A 22,729-nucleotide genomic window follows, 5' to 3' on the forward strand; every position below is an offset into this window, starting at 1 on the left:
AAATCCCTCTTTCTACGAACGTTCCATCACTTGGCAAACAACGATTGCTTTGGCTACGATCACATTATCGATATAAACTTCTACATCGACTTTTGCTGACCGCCGTCCCAATTCCAATGTTTTTGAATGGATCTCGATTTCACTTTCTAATTGGATCAAACGTAAATAGTGCAAGTTCATTTGTTCGATCAACGTATTGCGACGCTGATCCAATAAAATACTTCGTTGAGCGACATTGGCCACAATTTCACTTAAAACCCCAAATGAGATAGTCCCGACACTGTTAACCATTTGCGGAGTAACTTCGAATTTAAAATAAGGCGTATCCAACGGTGTATCGTCACGATCGGTATTGATTGTAATAATATCACCTACAATTTGATCAGAAATCGTATTTGACATTTGGGGTTGTCGCTGTACTAGCTGCATCGCCTTCATGACATCTTGACGACTGACCATTCCAACAAGTGATAGATCATCTTTTACGACCGGCATCATTTCTAAACCATCCCAGATCATTTGATGACTGACTGAAGCCACACTCATACTTTGTTTGACCACGTTTGGTTCACGAGTCATCACTCGATCAATCAATTGGTTGTCTGCTTTTCCTAATACATCTTTTGCTGTTACCACACCTAAAACACGTAAACTTTTATTTACGACAGGGAAACGAGAATGACCAGTTTGCCCTGATAAACGATGATAACTAGAAATCGGATCCCCCGATTGTAAATAGACTGTTTTTTCTAGCGGCATATAAATATCGCTAACTTGCATGATATCTTTTTTGATCAGTTGATCGCTCAGTGCTCGATTGATCATTGTTGCCACCGTGAAAGAATCATAGGTGGTACTCAAAACAGGAAGATTCAATTCATCCGCAAGTTGTGCGATTTCAGCGGTTGTTCCGAAACCACCAGTAATCAAGACTGCAGCACCATCTTGTAAGGCTAATTTTTGAGCACCTTCTCGATTCCCAATAATCAATAAAGATCCAGGTGTGATATAGCGACGCATTGCGTCTTCTGTCATAGCACCAATCACAAACTTATTCAAATCTTTATCTAGACCATTGGCTCCTCCTAATACGTCTCCTTCAATGATCCGAACTACTTCACCAAACGTTAATCGTTCGATATTCTTTTTTAATTTTCGTTCGATCCGGATGGTTCCCACACGTTGGATCGTAGAAACTAGACCAATATTTTCTGCATCTTTAATGGCACGATAGGCCGTACCTTCACTAACATTTAAATTTTTTGCGATACTGCGCACAGAGATTCGCTCCCCCACTGGGAGACTCTCAATATGTTCCAGAATCAAATCATGTTTTGTCGCCATAACTTCCTCCTGTTTTAAGTGTCTATTTATCATAGTAGTACAGCTTAGCAAAACTAGTATAACAGAGTGTTACAAAAAAAAGAAGTCAACCGTTACCATACACGTAACAAGTGACTTCTTTTGTACTAATATAGGCATTAATTTTTAGTTCACAGCTTTTTTTCTAAACCGTACCAAAGAAAGGATGAAGCCAAACACACATAGTATCAATGAAACAACAAATGTCACGCGCATACCAAAGATAAATATATCTGGACGACCTTCTATATAAGTTGTCACACGTTGACCGTAGGCCACAGACATTCCACTATACAAAATCGTCGTTGCCAACGCAATCCCAATCACCATTCCTAAATTACGAGCAAAAGAATTCATACTTCCAGCAACACCTAAATTGTCCTTTTCGACACTGCTCATCACGATTGTGTTATTAGGTGATTGGAATAAGGCATTTCCGAAGCCCATGATTGCTGTCGCTAAGACATAATACCAAATAGGGCTCGTTTGATTCATAAATACATACAACAATTGTGCAATAGACAATAAAGTCAAACCTAATAAAACCAATCTTTGTGGACCGATTTTATCAGTCAAATACCCACTTAAAGGGGAACCAATCACCATTAAAAAAGGGAAGACCATCATCAGTAAACCAGCATAACTAGCCGTTAAGCCCCGTGCATTTTGTAAATAGAACGGTATGACGACATTCACAAAAAAATTGGCTGAAAAAATCAACAATGCTGTCAGCAAACTCATCGTAAACATTTTGTTTTTTAAGATGTCAAACACTAGCAATGGATTTTCTTTGCGTTTTTCGACTTGGATAAATACAACAAAAAAGACGATCGCAATAACTAATAATACCAATGGAACGGTATGGATATATCCCACTTCTTGACCGATAAAAATCGCGCCAAAAAAGCTCATGATCGTTACTGCAAAAGTAACAAAACCCAACCAGTCGATTTTCTTTTTCGACATCGTGATATCTTTGGGTAAAAATTTCTCGCCAATCAAAATCGTTAAGATCCCGATTGGAACATTGATCCAAAAAATATACGACCAAGAAAAATGCGCTAAGATCAATCCACCAATACCAGGACCGGCAATCGCTCCTAAAGATACAAAAGCGCCCACTGCTCCTAATGCTCTTCCACGTTCGCTCATTGGGAATACCTCTGTTGTGATACCTGTATTGGTAGCCATCGTCATGCTAGCTCCGATGCCTTGAACCACCCGTCCAAAAAGAAGCATCGCCAATGAATGATTAAAGCCACACAATAAAGAACCTACTGTAAAAATAACTGTTCCAATCCGATAAACTCGAATTTTCCCAAAACTATCTCCGACTTTTCCAAAAAGGAGCAGGCACGCACAGACGACCATCAGATAGATGGACACGACCCATTCTGCTTTATTCATCGGTACAACTAAATCTTTAGAAATCGTCGGCAGAGCAATATTAACAATACTCGAATCTAATGTAGACATAAAGGTAAACATTGCAACTGAGACTAAGATCCACCAGCGATTTTTTTGGACCTCTGGGTTTTCTTGATAACTTTTCATGTAAAACTTCCTTCCACTATATAAATAAGCCATAGCTATTCTAGCGGATAGATCGATAAAAAAGCAACCCAAAATAAAAACGAGGAAAGATCCCTCGCTTATTTCATATATTTACCATTTTTTCCATCTTCGAATGTTGTAAAATAGCCATTTGAGATTCTCTTTTCATAGACATGGTGACAATTTGGACATTCAATCGGCATATTGTCTTTTGGATGATCCTCAACGTTCAATACTTCTTCTACAAAAAAATGCGTACCACAATTTGGACATTTCAATGGTTTTTCTAACATATGACCAACCCTCTCTACATTTGCTTCTCTATTTATCATACTCTATTTTTATCAAAAAACAGAATGATAACTATTGAAAAAACTCCGCAAACGAAAAAATCGTTCGCGGAGCTTTTAGGATTTATTTGCGGCGGCCGCGACGTTGATTGGCTTCCATAATAACCGGAAGAATCACTGGACGACGTTTCGTTTGTTCAAATAAGTAACGACTTAATTGATCACGAATATCTTGTTTTAATTTGCTCCATTCAAAATCATCTGAATGCAAATGTTTTTCCACGATTTCGCTAGTTGTTTCCGCACTTTCTTTAATCAAATCACGGCTAGCTTTGATATAAACAAATCCTCGTGAAGTAATTTGCGGTGCCGAAACAATTTTTTTCAATTTACGATCGATCGTCACAACGACCACGAAGATCCCGTCGTCTGACAACACTTTACGATCACGTAAAACAATATTACCAATATCACCCACACCGATACCATCAATCATGATGTTATCAGCAGGCACACTGCCCGCAGCACTCATGTGTTTGTTTTTATATTCTAAGACATCTCCACGACCAGTAATAAAGATATCTTTGAATGGCATCCCTAATTCATTCGCTAAATGGGCATGTGCCGCTAACTGACGATATTCACCTTGAACGGGAATAAAATATTTAGGTGACATAAATTTCATCATCAATTGTAGGTCACGCGGATTGGCATGGCCTGATACACGTAGATTTTCTGAAATACTCTTCACTACTCCACCAGCACGATAGATCATATCTTCTGTCTTTGCGACAGTCGTTTCCATCGCGATCGTTGGCGTAGTCGTGATATAAACTAAATCACCATCTTCAATTTTCAGGTTACGGTGTGACCGATTGGCCATTTTTTGTAATGACTTGATCGGTTCACCCATTCGGCCCGTTTCTAAAATCAGTAACTCTTCGGGTTGATATTTTTTCATTTCCTTAACAGTAATCAAAATATCTTCTGGTACTTCCAATTTTTTCAAACGCATCGCTGTTTTTAAAATACGATCTAAATCTTGACCAGTCAGTACCACTTTACGTTTGGCTTTTTCTGCAGCATTCAAGACTTGTTGAACTCGTTGTAAATTACTGGCAACACTGGCAACAATGATCCTGCCAGGCCATTCATTGATCGTATCGTAGACTTCATCAGCAATTTCTTGTTCTGAGGCTACTTGGATCGGATTTTCGGCATTTGAAGAAGAACTTAATAATGCTAAGACACCTTCTGAACCAACCTCAGCTAGACGACGATAGTTCGTCGCATACATCGGGATCGCTGTCGGATCAAATTTGAAATCACCCGTATAGACAATCGTTCCTTCATCCGTTTTCAAACTGATTCCGACAGAATCTGGAATCGTATGGGTCGTGCGGAAGAAACTGATCAACGCTGTTCCAAAATCGATTTCTGTATGTTCATCAATCACATGGAAATCTTTGAACCCTTTGCTGTCATCATTTTGATTGACCGTTAGCTTTGCTAGCTCCACAGTCAATTCAGTTCCAAAAACTGGAACTGCTACTTTAGAAACTAAGTATGGCAACGCACCAATAGCATCGGCATGGCCATGTGTCAAAAAGACACCTGCTACACGTTCTTTATTTTCTATCAAATAGGTAAAATCTGGAATCACAACATCGATTCCTAATAGTTCATTTTCTGGATACTTTAGTCCACAGTCTAGGACAAAAATATCGTTATCCACTTCCACTGCATACATGTTTTTACCATTTTCACGTACACCGCCGAAGGGAATGATTTTGATTGTACTCAAAATATACACCTCGCTAATTATTTTTATCTATTATATTCAGCTTACTCAGATCCCGTGATCAGTACGATCTGTGCTTTTATACTCACTAGCTATTATACATGATTTTTAATGAAAAACCATCGATTGAAAAACCACGGATCGCGCAGAAAAAGAAAAAGCCTAAAGCAAATCCTGCCTTAGACTATTTCTTTAATCAAATAGATTCATTTCATACATTTTTTCAGCGATTTGTATTGAATTCCATGCGGCACCTTTTAAAAGATTATCTGAAACGACCCATAAATGTACACCGACTTCTTCATCTGGATCTTTCCGGATTCGGCCGACAAAAGTTTCTTTTCTACCGACACTGTTGATCGCTTGCGGATAAATTTGCTGACTAGGATCATCCTCTAGTACTGCCCCCGGAGCGTTAGTGATCAACGTTTGAATTTCAGCAACGCTCGCAACTTTTTCAGTTTCAATATAAATCGACTCTGAATGTCCGCTCATTACTGGAATCCGCACACAGGTCGCAGAAACTTTGATTGTGTCGTCTTCCATGATTTTCTTGGTCTCGTTGATCATTTTCCACTCTTCATAGGTATAGCCCGCTTCTGCAAAAACATCGATTTGCGGCAAGGCATTAAAGGCTAATGGATAATGTTTTTTATCTCCACCACATGGCAAGATCTCCATCTGCCACTGATCGACGGGTTTGTCAGCTAAGTAATCTCTGGTCTGCTGTTTTAATTCTTCCATCGCTTGATTTCCAGCTCCAGATACGGCTTGATAAGTAGATACGATCACACGTTTCAAGCCAAATGCCTGTCGAATCGGCTCTAAAGCGACCATCATCTGAATCGTTGAACAATTTGGATTTGCAATAATCCCTTTATGTGAGCGCAACGCTTCAGGGTTTACTTCAGGTACGACCAATGGAACTTCTGGGTCCATTCGAAAATGACTTGTGTTATCAACCACGATTGCGCCACGTTTGACCGCTTCAGGAGCAAATTCAGCAGAGATCCCCCCACCAGCAGAGAATAAAGCAAGATCGATTCCTTCAAATGATTCAGGAACCAATTCTTCAATTGTTTTTGACGCACCTTTAAATGAAAGTTGCTTGCCCGCAGAACGCTTAGAAGTTAGAAATTTGACGTTCCCTAAAGGTAGCGAACTACTTTCTAATAGCTTGATCATTTGTGTTCCTACAGCACCCGTAGCACCCACGATTGCAACATTCATTTTTCTCATCGTAATCACTCTTTCGTTTCATATTTTTAAATATTTTATCATATAATTTTAGAAATACAAGCGCCTAAATATCCATTTAATAACTTTGCATATTTATATTATCTACTAAAAATGTTTTTAAATTACAGGTTTTAATTTAAATTATATTTTAAATATAACGAGTATTTTGTTAAAAAAATAGTAAAAAAAAGATTTTTATCCAGTATATTTGTTGTTAATTTTTAATAAAACATTTAGAATTAGTTTGTAAGCGTTATTTATAGGAGGCCATTCATGAGAGCTAACGGATCGATTATTAGACAACAACGCGAAGCACAACAATTGACCTATGAAGATCTCAAATTTATTTGTTCTTCTGATGATCTAATGATGATTGAACAAAAAAACGAGGGGATCTTAGAAATTATTTTAGATCTTTGCCAACGCTTAGAGGTTCCTTATCATAAGGCCTTCAGCAAAGCGACGTTATCATCAGAAGTTTTTATGTTGCATATCATTCGTTGTTTGCATTTGCGGCAAGAGTTTTCAGCGATTCTCTTTTTATTAGATACTTTTGGAAATAGGATAAATTATGAGAATACACGAATAGTCGGACATCTCTTTTATTTCCGTGCCTATGCAACCTTATTTTATAGGCAAGATACACAAAAAGCCGTACATTATTTTCAACGCGCATCTACCTTTTTAAATGAAGAAAAACGTTATGAACTTTTAGTATTAAAAGGCTTAGCAACTTGCTACCAAGCTAATCAAGAAAAAAAAAGGGCGCGTATTTTTTTTGAGCGCGCTGAACAAGTGGAGGAAAATATGATGCATCCAAAAGAATTAGGACTGTCTTACTGCCAAGCAGCTCGTTTTTTTGCTCAAAAAGGGCAATATCAGCAAGTCAATGACTTGTGCGACGAGGGGATCCAAACGCTATTAGAAATTAATATCACAGAGGGTTTGGAAGAATTGTTTTTTGAAAAAGCCATCGCACAATCAGAACCTGCTCAGCAACTCGAATTATTGAAACAAGCAAATTATTACGCTGCAATTAATCAAAATAACCATTTTGAAAAACAAATTAATGATCGACTGATTCACGTATAAAAAAACCTTGCTTCCTATTCACTGAGGAGGCAAGGTTTTTTTTATCATTTTAATGATTCATTTTCAATTTTTTATTTGGGTGATAGAAAATCATATATAAAACAGCGACAATAATCGGAATCACTGCGCAGAAAATATAGATATGTTGATAAGTCCCTAGGAGTCCTTTAATAGCACCTAATAAGTACGGACCCACACCTAATCCTAAATCTAAGCCGATAAAGTAAGTCGATAAGGCAACGCCGATACGTTCTTGCTCTACCAATTTTAATGTAACAGCTTGACCATTAGCCATAAATGTTCCATATCCTAGACCTACAAAAGCTCCAGCAATCAGTAATACTGGTGCATTTTGAGTAACAGCTAACAAAATTAAGCCAATTGTTAAACAAATAAAGCTTGGATACATAACCGCGTTTTCACCATATTTATCAAAAATTTTCCCTGACATCGGACGTGTCACTGTAACGACTAATGCATACACAACAAAGAAGAATGCACCGGCAGTAACTAAATGTAATTCATCCGCATAAATCGAGATGAAACCTAAGACGCTAGAATATGCAATACCGATTAAAAAGGCGATTGCAGCAATAAATAATACCTTCAGCTCTATAAAACTTTCAAGACTGAATTTATTGATTCTTGCTCGATGTTCATCTGTTAAAACGATATTTTCAACTTTAAACCCGAAGCAAGCAATCATCGTAACGAAAGCTAAGATGACAGCAATAATAATAATCGCTTTAAATCCTAAAATCGGTAACAGCAATAACCCAATGAACGGACCGATTGCAGCAGCTAAACTAGTACTCAATCCATAATAATTGATACCTTCGCCATATTTTGATTCTGGAATATATGCCGTAACAATTGCATTGGCTGCTGTCGAAACAGCTCCATAACAAAAACCATTCAAAAAGCGAACACTATCTAAAATAAAAATATTTGTACTTACTAAATACCCAGCGGTAGTGATCAAATAAAATAATGCGCCATACCTCAGTACTGCTCGGCGACCGAATAATTCCAATTTTTTCCCTACGTATAAACGAGCTAATAGGGTTCCGATGATATAAATACCGACAGCAAGACCAGCTTGGGCTGTCGTTGCGCCTAAACTTTGTGTAGCATATTTTGCCGTAATTACGACAAAACAATAGTAAACTAAAAATACGATAAAGTTGATGATCGTAATGGTGATAAATCCTTTATTGAATAACTTTTCTTCTTCCTTGATTGTCATTACCCACTCTCAATTAATATGCGATACTCTCATTTAATTTCTTTAACTTAGAAATTTTCTCTGCGACTTTATTGTAGTTTGATGGATAACGATCCACTGCTTGACTAACGAATAAATCCCGCGTGTAGTCAAATTCCGCCAAAAAATCATCTAGTGTTTTATCTGTTTGCGCGTAATCTTTTCTAAGCATCAACGCATTTTGGTAGGCATCATTTAGAAAGACCAATACCGCTTCCTTTTCAAACCGTACCTTGTAAGCTGATTCTAACCGTTCGATCATTGCGCTTGTCCATTTTTTCATAAATAACCACTCCTATTAGTTCCAAATTTTCTATTCACTAGACTATTTGGTTTGTTTGACTTACTTGATTGATTATACGGATATAAACAAATCGCGAAATCGTCTTTTATAATAAAAAAAGGAGATATAAATTTGAATTATGGATTTTTAGTAGAAAAGAGGTGTAACATTTGTTACTATCCTTTTGACATATATTTTTTATCCATGTGAATGAGTGATTATGATAAAATAGCTATGAATTCAAATATATTGCGGAAGGAACAATGATAAATTGGATAATACGGCCTTAACAGACTACTTAGAACAAAAAAAATTCCCTGTCGTCACGAAAGACTACAAGAAATATATTCTCTATGAAGGAATTCAAGATCACCATGTCTATATTTTAAAAAATGGAGTTATCAAAACAAGCGTCATTTCTCGAGATGGGCGTGAATTTAATTTAGAATATATTACAGATTTGGAAGTCGTTTCTTTGTTAAAGGATGAGTATTCACAATTCATCGATGCCCCTTTCAATATTCGAGTCGAATCGGAAACAGCAGAACTTTATCAAATTGATCGGGTCGAATTTTGGAAAGATATCAATCAAAACATCGATCTTCAAATTTACGTTAAGAACTATTATCGTGAACGTTTACTCAAATCAATGAAACGAACCCAGCAAATGTTGATGAACGGAAAATTTGGTGCTGTCTGCACGCAGATTTATGATTTATACGATAAATTCGGTGTCGAATTCGAAGACGGTGTTTTGATCGATTTTGTTGTTACGAATGAAGATCTTGCTCATTTTTGCGGCATCAATGCTGCCAGCAGTGTTAGCCGAATCATGCATCAGCTAAAAGAATGTGGTGCGATCCAAATGCATGACCGAAAAATTTTTATTAAAAATATTGAACTTATTAAAGATAATATTATTTTTTAATTTTAAAAGACCTATCAGCAATTTTCTGATAGGTCTTTATTTACAATTCAGCTCCTAACTGATCTCTTCAAAAAAAGATACCGTGTCTTTTGATACAAAAAAACTAAAACCCATGAGGGTTTTAGTTTTTTTTAAGCTTACATTCTTGTATGGTCTGTACGAGAGATAACATCACGACGTTGTTCCGGCGTCAAATCACGGAATTTAACCGCATAACCAGAAACACGGATCGTAAAGTTGGCATATTTTGGATTGTCGATATCTTTATCCATTTCTTCTAGCAACTCACGACCGAAGACATTGACATTTAAGTGGTACCCACCCTTATCAAAGTAGCCATCTAAGACTTGACGTAAATTATCAATCTGCATTTCTTCATCATCTGTGCGGCCTAACGCGCCAGGATTGATCGTTTGTGTATCAGAAATTCCATCTTGTGCACAAGAGTAGTTTAATTTAGCTGTTGAATTCAACGACGCTAATAAACCATTTTTCTCGCCTAGGAATTTGCCATCTTGATAACTTGGGTTCGCGCCTGGTGCCAATGGTTTCCCTGCACGACGGCCATCTGGTGTATTCCCTGTATTTTTTCCATAAACGACGTTTGAAGTGATTGTTAATAATGACAATGTTGGTGTTGAATCGCGATACGTATGTTGACGTTTGATTTGTGTCATAAAGTATTCTAAGATCCAGTTCGCCATTTCATCGGCTTCATCGTTATCATTTCCATAAGTCGGAAATTCATTTTGTGGAACATAATCGATGGCTAATCCATTCTCATCACGAACAACTTTTACATTTCCATGTTTGATCGCCATCAATGAATCCGCTGCATGAGAAATCCCCGCAATCCCAGTTGCAAAAGTACGTTTTAAATCAGTATCCATCAATGCTAATTGTGGTGCTTCATAGGCATATTTATCATGCATGTAATGAATCACATTCAACGTATTCACATAAAGTTCAGCTAACCAGTCTAAAACATCTTTGTAGCTATCCATAAATTGGTCGAAATCAATGCTATCGCCTTCTATTGGACGGAAGCGCGGGCCCACTTGCATTTTTGTCATTTCATCTACGCCACCATTGATCGCATAAAGAACTGCTTTTGCTAAGTTGGCACGAGCCCCAAAGAACTGCATATCTTTTCCGATTACAGTCGCCGACACACAGCAAGCGATCGCCGTATCGTCTGAACCCCAGTGTTGACGTAATAAGTCATCATTTTCTAATTGAATCGAAGAGCTCTCTTTCGCAACTTTTGCCGCATAAGTACGGAAGCCTTCTGGTAATTTTGAAGAATACAATACTGTTAAGTTTGGTTCTGGTGATGGTCCCATATTTGTCAATGTATGAAGGATGCGGAAATCATTTTTTGTGACTAATGAAGAACCATCCATGTTCATACCAGCTAATGACAATGTTGCCCAGATCGGATAGCCAGAGAATAATTGATTGTATTCAGGTGTACGAGCAAATTTAACCATCCGTAATTTCATGATTAAATGATCAATCAATTCTTGTGCTTCATCTTCTGTAATCACGCCGCGCTCTAAATCACGTTGGATATAGATATCTAAGAAAGCTGAAATGCGTCCGATCGACATAGCTGCACCATTTTGTGATTTGATAGCCGCTAAGTAACCAAAGTACAACCATTGGATTGCTTCTTGCGCATTGCTAGCTGGTTGAGAGATATCATAACCATAGCTTGCAGCCATTTCTTTCATATCCGCTAGAGCACGATATTGTTCAGAAACTTCTTCACGTAATTGGATAACATCATTAGTCATTACTTTGCTGCCGACATTTTTCCAATCTTTTTTCTTTTGTGCCATCAAAAAGTCGATTCCGTATAATGCTACACGACGGTAGTCACCAATGATACGGCCACGGCCATAGGCATCCGGTAAACCTGTAATGATTTTATTTTTACGGGCCAAGCGCATTTCATCTGTATAAGCATCGAATACACCTTGGTTATGTGTTTTGCGCCATTTGTTAAAGATAAATGACATCTCATCATCTACTTCATAGCCATTTGATTCTAAGGCTTTATTCGCCATGTTGATACCGCCATACGGCATAAATGCTTGTTTTAATGGAACATCCGTTTGTAGACCAACGATTTTTTCTTCATCTTTGATCAAGTATCCTGGCTCATGAGACGTGATCGTTGCTGGGATATTCGTATCCATATCGTAAACGCCATTCTTTTTATGTTGCACTTCAAAGAGTTCTTGAAGTTTATCCCATAACTTTTCTGTACTTGGAGCAGCTTCTGCTAAAAAGCTGTCGTCACCTTTATACTCTGTATAATTACGTTTGATAAAATCAAGTGTATTTACTTCATGTTGCCAACGACCTTCGTTAAAACCTTCCCAAGGGTTCGTTGCTTGTTTAACAGTTTTATCCATTGTATTAGTAGTCATAATAACACTCCTTTGTATAATTGTTTCACAATATTTAAAGTGATTATAACAGAGGAATCTTTTTAAAGAAAGGGCTTTTTTTACTTTTAAAGCTGTTAATAATTGTAAAATAATGGCGATTATTTTAATGTTGATAAAACACTGTTACAGTTTAAACTATAACAGTTATAAAAATAGTAACTAATGATTTCTTTTCAAAATAGTTAATCTGATTAAACCAACTTTATCAGTTACACTCAATTGAAAAACAGCAGACTAATACAGTACTTGCTGTAAAAAGAAAAAAATATATTTTCTCATAAAGAAGCGTCGGTTCCGATAAAAAATTTTTTTGCTCCAAAGAAATTGTGCTAAATGTTGGTTTTATTCAAGCAATTGGAATCAAAGATAGCCAATGGATATTTTTAGTTTAAAGGCTCTTCTGAAACGGTCGAAGAATCAGATTTCTAGGTACTATTTAACACCAAAGAGACGAAGACAAACGTAGAAAACACGTTCGTCTTCGTCTCTTTATTTTTACATACTATATTCTTCGACATGTTCTTTGATTAAACCACTTGGGATATCATGCAAACGATACCCATTTCCCCAGTAAGTAATGATTCGCACATTATCAATATGAGCATGTGCTATTTTTTTTCGGATATTACCGACAGCAGTCGACATCTGGACTAATCGGGATTTACTAACGGTATCATTCCAGACTCTGTTGCAGAGCTCATCTCTAGATATGATCTTTCCGTCACTTTCTGCTAAAGCATTGATAATTTTTTTTTCAATATTATTCAATGAACTATACAGCAGAACTAAGTCTTGCTTTTTCATTTCAGATTGTCTCATTAATCCCTTTGTGATGGAATCAGTTGCTCTTTCTCGTGTGTCACTCATCAATAAAAACTCTCTTAATTCAGTCATTGAACAGTCAATAGATAGACAATGATTGTCGTCAATTGTTGGAAGAGGTTCATCCGTTCGGCGAAGATAGTGCAGCTCTTTTTCGACGACGATTGGTAGAATCTCGTTAAATTCTTGATTGGTCAAGGTTTCACTAAAGATCACGATATCAAATAATGACAAAATATCTTCAAAATACTGAGGCCGATCTCCATCGTAAAATTCTTTTAAAACAAATACTTCGTAATCTAAACGTTGCAACTCATTCTGAAAATCTTGTTCAATGATAATATTTCTAGTTAAAATAATTACTTTTTTCAATCCCAATCACTCCCCCACCTTTAATCCCATTCATTTTATATCTACTATTCTAAAAACAGCTAAAGTACCACTAGATAGACCAATTTATTTAATTAGCAGCCTTGATAATTCTTCGTTACATCTAGCACCGCGGTACTTTTGGCTTTCACTATCCCATCATTTTTTCTAGTACCACTTTTTTTGATCTCAGAAATGTTTCTTTTTAACGTTTCTAATATTAACCGCTAGCCAGAAAACGCTTTTATTTCTATTCATTCAAAAATCAAGATAAAATTTGGAATCATCCAAATACAACTTAAGTTATATTAACTTCTAAAAAAAATAATCCTATTGAACATTAATGGCATTAAATATTATTTTAATTTGAAAAATAAATATTTATACTTTGATGACTAACGATTTAAAAAAATTATAAAATATCTTTTATAACATATCAATGATTTATTAACATTTAATAAAACCTTTTTTTTAAGATACTTTTGGCTAAACGAATTTTTTTAGCTATTATTTCAAATAGGAACTCCCTATTTTTTTGTAATATCTAAGAAAACCACTATGTAATAAGTATTTTTTAGTTCGCTTGATTTAAAATCAAACTTACCACTAATTTTAGATGAAACGCTTTATGATTTTACGACTTGCTTATTCTATATTTTTGTTTTTTTATACATTTTTTTATTTCTTAAAATGATTTCGTATTTTGTCTTTAATTTCATAGCCAACTATCGTGGTCTGAAAATTACTAATACGATCGCTTAAAAGACCTTCTGTTTAAGTAAATATTTAGTGAAGGTTCTCAACCTTTTTATCTTATTTCATTAAGAATCATTTTTCATGTATCAATCCCTGCTATAAATAAAAAAGTGAAGTCATTACAATCCTTAGTCGACTAAGGACTTGATGACTTCATCTTAATATAGTTAAATTACTTTATTGAATTCCAACGTTGCCTAATTCAATTACATCATTTTCAATATAATCAAAAATCTTTTTATTTAATCGATAACCTTGTCCCCAAACAGTTTGAATCGCTTCATCCCCAAATTCTCCTTGGAGTTTTTCATTCACTTTTGAGACGACTTTTGACAAACTAGCTAAGACAGATTTTGTTGGTGCTTTTTCCCAGATTTGTCGACTGATTTCTTCACGTGGAACTGTGCGATCCCCAGACTTGATCAAATAGTAGACTATTTCTTTTTGTTTAAGTTTCAAATTCATATTCGACAATTTTTGTTTAACAGATATTTGTTGCGCTCTATCCGCATCTTGAAAAGATAGATGAAAAACTTCTGCAACTACTAATAATTCTCTTAATCTTTCTAGACTTGCTCCGATAGGAATACAAGCATCAAAGCTAGCATTTATTTCATCTCCACAAGTTGTTTCCACTGCTCGACGAAAAAGTTTAAAATCTCCTTGTGGCAGTTGTTGAACTAGTTCATTCGTTTCATTATCATATAATGTTTCGCTAAAGATGATTCCTTCGAATTGATTGATAAATTGTGGAGTAATCACTTCTTTTTTTATCATTTCTACCACATTACTAGAACAATAAACTTCATTTCCTAATTGTTTTAATTGAAGTTCGAAACGCTCTTCATATAAAGGTACCTTTGTCAAAAGTAATAGTCGCATATTTTTCCCTCTCTTTAAAGCTAAATTTTTAGATAAATTCCAAAAATCACTTGTCATATGTTAATAAATACATATTTTTCAATTACACCATACAAATGATAAGTTTATTTGTCATTAAAATAAAAAAAAAGTTATTTTCAAAGATAATTATAATATGATGATAGCTCAAGGTCAATTGAATATCGACTATTTATGTATAAATATTGCTGAACTAATTAATTTATACATAAAAAGCTATTTGATTCTACTAAGAGAGAATCAAATAGCTTTTATAGATTTCTTTATTTTACATTTAAGATCCACATGAAGCCAATGAAGACGAAGAATAAAGCATACATAATAATCGATACTTCTTTCCCACGTTTAGCAGCAATCATTGTGATTGGATAAAAGATAAAGCCTAAGGCAATCCCATCTGAGATGCTGTAAGTTAAAGGCATCCCAATCAAAATCAAGAAAGAAGGAATCGCAATTTCTAATTCTCCCCAATTGATTTGACGTAACGACTGAGCCATCAAGACGCCTACCATAATCAAAGCTGGTGCTGTAACTTGGGAAGTAACTACAGATAATAATGGAGAAAAGAATAATCCGAAAATAAAGAATACCCCCGTTGTGATCGCCGTTAATCCTGAACGTCCACCAACTGCGATCCCCGCAGATGATTCGACGAATGCTCCAACTGGAGATGTACCTAATAATGAACCAGCTAGCATTGCAGTTGAGTCAGAAGCTAACGCTTTACCGACACGCGGCATTTTATTATCCTTCATAAAGCCAGCTTGATTTGCTAACCCAACTAATGTCCCTGCCGTATCAAAGAATGTTACTAATAAGAATGTCAATACGACCACCCATAATTGCAGTGTGTTGATATCTTTTACATGTTTTAAAGCAACCAAAAAGGTCGGTTTCAAACTAGGAGCTGCTGAAACGATATGTGTTGGAACATCAATCAAGCCGGTTACTAATCCTAATAAAGTTGTTGCAACCATTCCAATAAAAATTCCACCCGGTACACGCCGAACCATTAAGATAGCTGTCACGATTAAGCCAAAAACAGTTAACCACGTTGAGCCAGTATTCATGGAACCCAAACCGACTAAAGTGGATTTATTGGCCACGATGATTCCACCTTCACTTAATCCAAGGAAAGCAATGAATAAGCCGATACCACCTGAAATCGCATATTTTAGATCAGCTGGAATAGCATCAATAATCAATTCACGTAATTTAAAGATTGTAATCAAAATAAAAATCAACGAAGCAACAAAAACACCAGCTAAAGCTGTTTCCCAACGAATCCCCATACCGATACAGACGGAATAAGAAAAGAAGGCATTGATTCCTAATGCTGGAGCAGTAGCGATTGGATAGCGCGCTAGAACACCCATCAATATACACCCTAAAGCACTTGCCAAGGCAGTGGCTGTAAACACGGCGCCTTCATTCATTCCTGATGCACCTAGTACGCTAGGATTAACAAAAAGAATGTAGGCCATTGAAATAAAGGTAGTGAAGCCGGCCAAAATTTCTCTTTTTACTGTTGTATTCAATTTTTCAAGTTCAAAATAGGAATTAATTTTCCCTTTCATGAATCTTCCCCCTATAATCTGAATAATGTTCGTAAAATAATCATTTTTTTTCTAAACAACGTTGATTATCATATAATAAACTGACTAATAAGTAAATAGCAATGTACAAAAACAGCAAAACACGAACATTATTTGGCAAAAAGACAAAAACACGAGAAACCCTTTTCATCAATTAGGGGCAAACTAGTGGACATTCTCCAAAATAATCGATACCTTTGATATTGATTGAATCGAAAGGAGAATTATTTTGAAACAACTTAGCTTCAAACAATTTTGGGAGTTATCTGAAATCTATACTGCTCCGTTGAACTTATTTATTATTTTATTAGGTTATGCTATTGCTAAATTTCAATTGAATAGTTTACCAAGTCCGGCTTTCTTTCTCTTTGTTTTAATTATTGTAATGTTTCATATCACTGTAAATATCTTCAATAATTATATGGACTATAAAAATGCTTCTGATGAAAATTACAAGCAACAAACAAATATTATCGGACGTGACCACTTAGATATCCGATTTGTTAGAAATATCTATTTATTTAGTTTAGCGATGTCATTTCTACTAGGGATCATTTTAGTTTGGCATACCAATTGGGTCATTGGTGTCTTAGGGGTCATTGGTTTTTATATCGGTTTATTTTATTCCTATGGACGGCGTCCTTTGAACAGCTTGCCTATTGCTGAAGCATTAACGGGAACTGCGAGTGGCTTTTTTATTCCTATGATCAGCTATTATTTAGCCATCTACCAAGACTACACACTCACTTGGCCAATGATCGGTAAAGTATTTTTGATCAGTTTGCCCCTTGTATTGATGATGTTTAATAATTTATTAGCCAATAATACTTGCGATTTAGAAGAAGACATCGAAAATCATCGCAAAACTTTGGTTTATTATTTAGGCAAACCATTAGCTGTGAACGTCCTACTGAGCGTTTATGCTTTTAGCTTTATTTGGTTGTTGGTTCTTGTTTTTACCGGATTAGCACCTTGGACGGTTCTGTTCTTACTATTGTTATTTCCAAAAAATTGGTCCCAATTGAAAGAATACCGAACCATACAAGATAAGAAAAAAACATTCCCAATTGTTTTAAAAGCAATGTCGGCCATTATGGTCCTTTATCCTGTTCTTTATTTTATTGGTTCGCTCTTTTTATAGACAAAAAAACCGTCTAAATCAGGCGGTTTTTTCTATATTTTTAGTTAACTAAAGAGCGATATTCTTCAATAATTTTTATACCAGAACTAGTTCCTAAGCGCTCAGCTCCTGCGTCAATCATTTGCAGTGCCGTAGATAGATCACGAATGCCACCAGCCGCTTTGACTTTTACGGCAGCACCAACTGTTTTTTTCATTAATAAAACATCGGTAGTAGTAGCTCCAGCTGGTCCAAAGCCGGTCGACGTTTTGACAAAATCAGGTTTTACTTCCTTTGCGATCAAGCAAACTGCTTTTTTCTCCTCGTCTGATAAGTAACAAGTTTCTAAGATCACCTTGCTAAGTATCTTCCCTTTACGAGACGCCCTTACGATGGCCTGCATTTCTCTTTTTATATACGCCAAATCTCCCATTTTCAATCGACCAATATTTATTACGTAATCAATTTCATTAGCGCCATTTTTAATGGCATCTTGTACTTCGAAGACTTTCGCTTCGATCGTTGTTTGTCCTAACGGGAATCCGATAGCAGCACCGACATGCACCGGGCTATCTTTTAGAAAAGTATGGCACATCTTTACAGGATATGAATTGATCGCTACCATTTTAAACCCATACGAATCGGCTTCTTCACATAATTTTTTAAACTCATTTTTTTGAGCAGCTGCTTTTAACAATGTATGGTCGATCATATTAGCTAATTCTTCTAAGGCAATCATCGGTAACTTCCTTTCGATTAAATTCTTTTATTTGCTAAGTTCCCCTGGCCAAGCTGTTGTCCCTCCAGCTACACTAGTCACATTAAAACCTTGACCGGCTAAATATTCTTGAGCCATTGCTGAACGTTTGCCTGTTTGACAAATCAAATAATATTTCTGATCTTTCGTTAATTGCTGTTCTGCAATGTCTAAATTGCTTAAGGGCCAATTTTGAGCCATTGGTATATGACCTTGTTGATAGTCTTTATTTTCTCGGATATCAAAAATATTGAGCTGTTGTTTTTGCGTTAAGTCATAAAATTCTTCCATACTGATTGAACGTTCCATTTTTCTTTCTCCCCTGTCTCTTAGCCTCTTTCTATCCTTCATTTTTCATGACTTTGGTCTTTTTGTCAAAAAACTAGTTTTAAGCCAAAAAAATCCCCCTCCATGATTTAAGGAGAATCATGGAGAGGGATTTCTTATGCACTAATTTTACGATAGACATCGATGATTTCTTTTGCTAAATCGGTAAAAGCAATCGATGTCATAAGATGGTCTTGACTGTGGACCGTCAAGAGATTTAAGTTTAGCTGTTCACCTTGGGCCTCTTTCGTTAATAATCCTGTTTGCGAATGATGTGCCTCAACTAGTGATTTTTCAGCTTCTTTGATTTTTTCGTCTGCTACTGTAAATTCCCCATTTTTTGCTTCTTGAATTGCTTCCATGGCGTTACTTTTAGCATTGCCCCCATGGATAATCAAACCCATGACTGCTTCTAAATTTTCCTCTTGCACGGTGCTCACTTCCTAACTATTTATTTTAACTGATTGAATCATGGCGATTGCTTGGCCTAGAACTTTTTCACCATTCATCATGCCATAATCTGTCATATTAATGACATCAATCGGAATGCCTAATGGTGTTAATTTTTCTTCAAATTGCTTTTGCATAAATCGGACTTGTGGTCCTAACAAAACCGTATCAATTTTTTGTTCTTGCAACTTATTTGTTGCCTCGGCTGCTGCAGTCGCAAAAATAGTTACATCGATGGCTTGCGCAACCGCTGCCTTTTGCATTTTTGTCACGAGCATACTGGTGCTCATTCCAGCATTACAAACAAGCATAATCGTTTTTTTACTCATAGAATACTAGCTCCTTCATTTATTGATCGGAATATGTTTAAAGTTTTTCTCCATTTGTCTCAATCACTTTTTGGAACCAATGAAACGAATCCTTTTTACTACGATCAAGCGTCCCGTTTCCTTCATTATCTTTATCAACATAGATAAATCCATAACGTTTTTTCATTTCACCTGTTCCCGCAGAAACAAGATCGATAAACCCCCAGGGCGTATATCCCATTAAATCAATTCCATCATAGATAACAGCTTCTTGCATTGCTTCAATATGTTCTCGCAAATAATCGATGCGGTACTCATCATGAATTTCGCCATCTTCTGTGATTTCATCAATTGCTCCAAAACCATTTTCTACGATAAATAAAGGCAATTCATAACGATCGTTGAACCAATTCATTGCGTAACGCAAACCAGTTGGATCAATCTGCCAGCCCCAATCAGAAGCTTTCACATACGGATTTTTTACTAAATCATTCGCTTCGTCATAATCATAGGCTGGTCCTTTACCATGATCTTTGACCGTAAATGACATGTAGTAACTAAAGCCGATATAATCGACTGTTCCTTTTGTTAATTGTTCTTCATCTTCTACTGTAATATCTAAATTAAATTGTTTGCGTTCGAAATACTTCTGCATGTGACTTGGATAACGTCCTTTGCAATGAACATCGGCAAACCAATAACGACGTTGCATTGCCACAGTTGCGGTCATCATATCTGAAGGGCTACATGAATAAGGATAGATTGGACACATCGCTATCATACAGCCGATTTCAAACTCATGATTGATCGCATGACCGATTTCGATGGCTTTAGCACTGGCAACCAATTCATAATGAGCGGCTTGATACATGATCTTCTCACGATCATCGCCTGCTTCAAATGCCAAACCTGAATTTGTGAATGGGGAAAAATCTTCTTGGTAATTTGCTTGATTATTGATTTCGTTAAAGGTCATCCAGTACTTCACTTTGTCCTTATAGCGTGAAAAACAAACTTCTGCAAATCGAACAAAGAAATCGATCATCTTACGATTGCGCCAGCCACCATACTCAGTAACCAAATGATACGGCATTTCAAAATGCGACAACGTAATAACTGGCTCGATTCCATATTTCAAACATTCATCAAACAAATCATCATAAAACTGCAAACCAGCTTCATTCGGTTCTTTTTCATCACCCTTAGGAAAAATCCGTGTCCAGGCAATCGATGTCCGAAAACATTTAAGGCCTAATTCAGCAAATAATTTTACATCGTCTTTGTATCGACCATAAAAATCGATGGCTTCATGATTAGGATAATTTTCGCCCTCAATCACACCATTGGTGATCCGACGTGGCACACCATTTGCACCGACAGTCATTACATCGGCGACACTGACACCCTTACCATCTTCTCGCCAACCGCCTTCTAGTTGATGGGCAGCAACAGCGCCGCCCCATAAAAAGTTCTCTTTAAAAATACTCATTTGTCTACCCCTTTAATCCCGTCATTAAGCTGGTACGTTTCCTTCAGCTTTATCGTTGCCAGTTTCTAAATCTTTTTCAATTTGCTCCATGCTTTCACCTTGTTCTTGTAAGTAATTCAATGAATCTACTTTTCGAACAAATGGTAAATAGATAAAGAAGCCCATTGTTAAAACAATGGCTTGCAATAGTGCCGCTTGCCATCCGCCTACTAAGAAGCCTGAAATAATCGGTGGTGTTGTCCAAGGTACTTGAACAGCTGTAAATAATGGTACTAACCCTGTATACAATGAGAAATACGTAATTGCTCCTGAAAGCATCGGAGTCAAAATGAATGGTACTGCCATCAATGGATTCATTACGATCGGAGTAGCAAATAAAATGGGTTCATTAATATTGAAAAAGGCTGGTAGCAATGCTAAGCGTCCTAATTGTTTGAATTGAGCAGAACGAGCAAACATTACCATAAACATAACGATACCAATTGTCATACCAGCACCGGTCACGGTCATAAATTGATCTAAAAATTGTTGTGTAACGATATGGCCTCCATTTGCTACTGTTAATTCTTTGCCAGAATTTAAAATAGTCGTATTCTCTAATGAATTCGCTTGCAAGATTGGTCCCATGATACCACCAACTAGTGTTGATCCATGAACCCCGAAGAACCATAAGAATGGAACTAAGAACCCAAGCATCATTGCTCCGCCAAACGTATCCGTAACACCTTGCATCGGTGTTTGAATCACTTTATAAATTGCTTCTACTACAGTTGTGTTGAACACTTTATCAAAAATAATGTAGACAACTAATGAAAAAGTCGTGATTGCAGCTGCTGGAATCAGTGCTGTAAATGAGTTAGCTACATTCGTAGGAACTTGTTCTGGTAATTTAATTCGGATATCTCGTTTTAAGAACCATGAATACGCCCAGCCAACAAACAGACCAACTAAGATCGCACTGATCATTCCTTGACCGCCTGTCCAAGTTTTATCGATCACATTTGTGACAACTGCTTTTGTATCTGCATTTGTAGCACTTGAATGTTGTGTCAATAAGAAGACTACTAAAGAGATCATCCCAGCGGGTAATCCTTCAAACCCTTCTTCTTTTACATAAGAATTCGCAATCCCCATTACGGCAAAAATAGACATAATAGCAAAGGATGCACCAAAAGCTTCATTAAAATAAACATCTAAGCCACTGTTCGCTACCCAAGTTGAAACTGCTGGAATTGGAAAGTTTGCTAATAATAGAAAGACCGAACCCACGATCGTAAATGGCATGGTATAAAGCATCCCGTTACGCAACGCTGTAATTGCTTTTGTATTTACAAATTTTAAAATAGGGGGCAATAATTTCTCATTGATAAAATTGTTCATGCTTAATTCTCCTTAAATAAAATATTTTACTGCAGTGATTGGCCACTCACATGTTATGTATCCGTTTACATATTTATCATAAAGGATAGTTTGCATAATAGATATAGTTCTGAAACAGACAGAAACATGTTCCAAACAAAAAAACAAACTTTTCATTTTAAATAAATTTTTTACCTTTTTTAGCAAT

General features: G+C 36.3%; 20 protein-coding genes. 3 read left to right on the plus strand and 17 right to left on the minus strand.

The window, feature by feature from the left end; genetic code table 11:
• Positions 1-12 precede the first annotated feature (12 nt).
• The 5 genes from RV04_RS06790 to RV04_RS06810 form a co-directional block, all read right to left on the minus strand.
• Positions 13-1,344, minus strand: a complete 1,332-nt coding sequence (locus RV04_RS06790; RefSeq protein WP_071857723.1) for a DRTGG domain-containing protein — start codon at positions 1,342-1,344, stop codon at positions 13-15.
• Positions 1,345-1,488: 144 nt separating this feature from the next.
• The gene (locus RV04_RS06795) at positions 1,489-2,916 is read right to left on the minus strand and encodes an MFS transporter (RefSeq protein WP_071857724.1); all 1,428 of its coding nucleotides are present in this window, start codon (positions 2,914-2,916) and stop codon (positions 1,489-1,491) included.
• Positions 2,917-3,014: 98 nt separating this feature from the next.
• Positions 3,015-3,209 (minus strand): MJ0042-type zinc finger domain-containing protein, encoded by a 195-nt coding sequence (locus RV04_RS06800; RefSeq protein ID WP_071857725.1) that lies wholly within the window; start codon positions 3,207-3,209, stop codon positions 3,015-3,017.
• A gap of 121 nt (positions 3,210-3,330) precedes the next feature.
• The gene (locus tag RV04_RS06805; protein ID WP_071857726.1) at positions 3,331-5,010 is read right to left on the minus strand and encodes a ribonuclease J; all 1,680 of its coding nucleotides are present in this window, start codon (positions 5,008-5,010) and stop codon (positions 3,331-3,333) included.
• Positions 5,011-5,199: 189 nt separating this feature from the next.
• Complete coding sequence (locus RV04_RS06810) at positions 5,200-6,246, minus strand: aspartate-semialdehyde dehydrogenase (protein WP_071857727.1); 1,047 nt, start codon at positions 6,244-6,246, stop codon at positions 5,200-5,202.
• Between the two features lie 273 nt (positions 6,247-6,519).
• On the opposite strand from RV04_RS06810, the gene RV04_RS06815 reads away from it, so the two are divergent.
• Positions 6,520-7,338, plus strand: coding sequence for a hypothetical protein (locus RV04_RS06815; RefSeq protein WP_071857728.1), 819 nt, complete (start codon positions 6,520-6,522; stop codon positions 7,336-7,338).
• 49 nt (positions 7,339-7,387) lie between these two features.
• Here the strand turns inward: RV04_RS06815 and RV04_RS06820 are convergent, their stop codons facing one another.
• Both RV04_RS06820 and RV04_RS06825 read right to left on the minus strand, forming a co-directional pair.
• Positions 7,388-8,584, minus strand: a complete 1,197-nt coding sequence (locus tag RV04_RS06820; RefSeq protein ID WP_071857729.1) for an MFS transporter — start codon at positions 8,582-8,584, stop codon at positions 7,388-7,390.
• 13 nt (positions 8,585-8,597) lie between these two features.
• The gene (locus tag RV04_RS06825) at positions 8,598-8,885 is read right to left on the minus strand and encodes a hypothetical protein (RefSeq protein WP_071857730.1); all 288 of its coding nucleotides are present in this window, start codon (positions 8,883-8,885) and stop codon (positions 8,598-8,600) included.
• A gap of 271 nt (positions 8,886-9,156) precedes the next feature.
• Between RV04_RS06825 and RV04_RS06830 the strand changes: the two genes are divergently transcribed.
• Positions 9,157-9,813 (plus strand): Crp/Fnr family transcriptional regulator, encoded by a 657-nt coding sequence (locus tag RV04_RS06830; RefSeq protein WP_071857731.1) that lies wholly within the window; start codon positions 9,157-9,159, stop codon positions 9,811-9,813.
• A 137-nt stretch (positions 9,814-9,950) separates the two neighbouring features.
• On the opposite strand, the gene pflB is transcribed toward RV04_RS06830, so the two are convergent.
• The 4 genes from pflB to RV04_RS06850 form a co-directional block, all read right to left on the minus strand.
• On the minus strand, positions 9,951-12,248 hold the full coding sequence (pflB, locus tag RV04_RS06835) for a formate C-acetyltransferase (protein WP_071857732.1): 2,298 nt from the start codon (positions 12,246-12,248) through the stop codon (positions 9,951-9,953).
• 516 nt (positions 12,249-12,764) lie between these two features.
• Positions 12,765-13,463, minus strand: a complete 699-nt coding sequence (locus tag RV04_RS06840; protein ID WP_071857915.1) for a helix-turn-helix domain-containing protein — start codon at positions 13,461-13,463, stop codon at positions 12,765-12,767.
• A gap of 930 nt (positions 13,464-14,393) precedes the next feature.
• Entirely contained in the window at positions 14,394-15,098 is a 705-nt protein-coding gene (locus RV04_RS06845; RefSeq protein ID WP_071857733.1) for a helix-turn-helix domain-containing protein, read from the minus strand.
• Between the two features lie 281 nt (positions 15,099-15,379).
• Positions 15,380-16,693, minus strand: a complete 1,314-nt coding sequence (locus RV04_RS06850; protein ID WP_071857734.1) for an NCS2 family permease — start codon at positions 16,691-16,693, stop codon at positions 15,380-15,382.
• 247 nt (positions 16,694-16,940) lie between these two features.
• Here RV04_RS06850 and RV04_RS06855 point away from each other — a divergent pair, with 247 nt between their 5' ends.
• Complete coding sequence (locus RV04_RS06855) at positions 16,941-17,852, plus strand: UbiA family prenyltransferase (RefSeq protein ID WP_071857735.1); 912 nt, start codon at positions 16,941-16,943, stop codon at positions 17,850-17,852.
• Between the two features lie 40 nt (positions 17,853-17,892).
• Here RV04_RS06855 and deoC read toward each other — a convergent pair whose 3' ends face one another.
• From deoC to RV04_RS06885, 6 genes are all read right to left on the minus strand, one after another.
• Entirely contained in the window at positions 17,893-18,570 is a 678-nt protein-coding gene (deoC, locus tag RV04_RS06860) for a deoxyribose-phosphate aldolase (protein WP_071857736.1), read from the minus strand.
• 27 nt (positions 18,571-18,597) lie between these two features.
• The gene (locus tag RV04_RS06865; RefSeq protein WP_071857737.1) at positions 18,598-18,897 is read right to left on the minus strand and encodes a rhodanese-like domain-containing protein; all 300 of its coding nucleotides are present in this window, start codon (positions 18,895-18,897) and stop codon (positions 18,598-18,600) included.
• Positions 18,898-19,031: 134 nt separating this feature from the next.
• Positions 19,032-19,346 carry a PTS lactose/cellobiose transporter subunit IIA gene (locus RV04_RS06870; RefSeq protein WP_071857738.1) on the minus strand — a complete coding sequence of 105 codons (315 nt, stop codon included), beginning with the start codon at positions 19,344-19,346 and terminating at the stop codon, positions 19,032-19,034.
• A gap of 12 nt (positions 19,347-19,358) precedes the next feature.
• Positions 19,359-19,694, minus strand: a complete 336-nt coding sequence (locus RV04_RS06875) for a PTS sugar transporter subunit IIB (protein ID WP_071857739.1) — start codon at positions 19,692-19,694, stop codon at positions 19,359-19,361.
• A gap of 37 nt (positions 19,695-19,731) precedes the next feature.
• On the minus strand, positions 19,732-21,162 hold the full coding sequence (locus tag RV04_RS06880) for a 6-phospho-beta-glucosidase (protein ID WP_071857740.1): 1,431 nt from the start codon (positions 21,160-21,162) through the stop codon (positions 19,732-19,734).
• 24 nt (positions 21,163-21,186) lie between these two features.
• Positions 21,187-22,542 carry a PTS sugar transporter subunit IIC gene (locus RV04_RS06885; protein WP_071857741.1) on the minus strand — a complete coding sequence of 452 codons (1,356 nt, stop codon included), beginning with the start codon at positions 22,540-22,542 and terminating at the stop codon, positions 21,187-21,189.
• Positions 22,543-22,729 lie beyond the last annotated feature (187 nt).

Origin of the sequence: Enterococcus hermanniensis (genome assembly GCF_001885945.1) — a bacterium.
Classification (GTDB): Bacteria; Bacillota; Bacilli; order Lactobacillales; family Enterococcaceae; genus Enterococcus_A; species Enterococcus_A hermanniensis.

Coding starts and splice junctions, on each gene's coding strand:
- RV04_RS06790 (WP_071857723.1), bottom strand. CDS start 1,344: ATGGCGACAAAACATGATTTGATTCTGGAACATATTGAGAGTCTCCCA.
- RV04_RS06795 (WP_071857724.1), bottom strand. CDS start 2,916: ATGAAAAGTTATCAAGAAAACCCAGAGGTCCAAAAAAATCGCTGGTGG.
- RV04_RS06800 (WP_071857725.1), bottom strand. CDS start 3,209: ATGTTAGAAAAACCATTGAAATGTCCAAATTGTGGTACGCATTTTTTT.
- RV04_RS06810 (WP_071857727.1), bottom strand. CDS start 6,246: ATGAGAAAAATGAATGTTGCAATCGTGGGTGCTACGGGTGCTGTAGGA.
- RV04_RS06815 (WP_071857728.1), top strand. CDS start 6,520: ATGAGAGCTAACGGATCGATTATTAGACAACAACGCGAAGCACAACAA.
- RV04_RS06820 (WP_071857729.1), bottom strand. CDS start 8,584: ATGACAATCAAGGAAGAAGAAAAGTTATTCAATAAAGGATTTATCACC.
- RV04_RS06825 (WP_071857730.1), bottom strand. CDS start 8,885: ATGAAAAAATGGACAAGCGCAATGATCGAACGGTTAGAATCAGCTTAC.
- pflB (WP_071857732.1), bottom strand. CDS start 12,248: ATGACTACTAATACAATGGATAAAACTGTTAAACAAGCAACGAACCCT.
- RV04_RS06845 (WP_071857733.1), bottom strand. CDS start 15,098: ATGCGACTATTACTTTTGACAAAGGTACCTTTATATGAAGAGCGTTTC.
- RV04_RS06850 (WP_071857734.1), bottom strand. CDS start 16,693: ATGAAAGGGAAAATTAATTCCTATTTTGAACTTGAAAAATTGAATACA.
- deoC (WP_071857736.1), bottom strand. CDS start 18,570: ATGATTGCCTTAGAAGAATTAGCTAATATGATCGACCATACATTGTTA.
- RV04_RS06865 (WP_071857737.1), bottom strand. CDS start 18,897: ATGGAACGTTCAATCAGTATGGAAGAATTTTATGACTTAACGCAAAAA.
- RV04_RS06875 (WP_071857739.1), bottom strand. CDS start 19,694: ATGAGTAAAAAAACGATTATGCTTGTTTGTAATGCTGGAATGAGCACC.
- RV04_RS06880 (WP_071857740.1), bottom strand. CDS start 21,162: ATGAGTATTTTTAAAGAGAACTTTTTATGGGGCGGCGCTGTTGCTGCC.
- RV04_RS06885 (WP_071857741.1), bottom strand. CDS start 22,542: ATGAACAATTTTATCAATGAGAAATTATTGCCCCCTATTTTAAAATTT.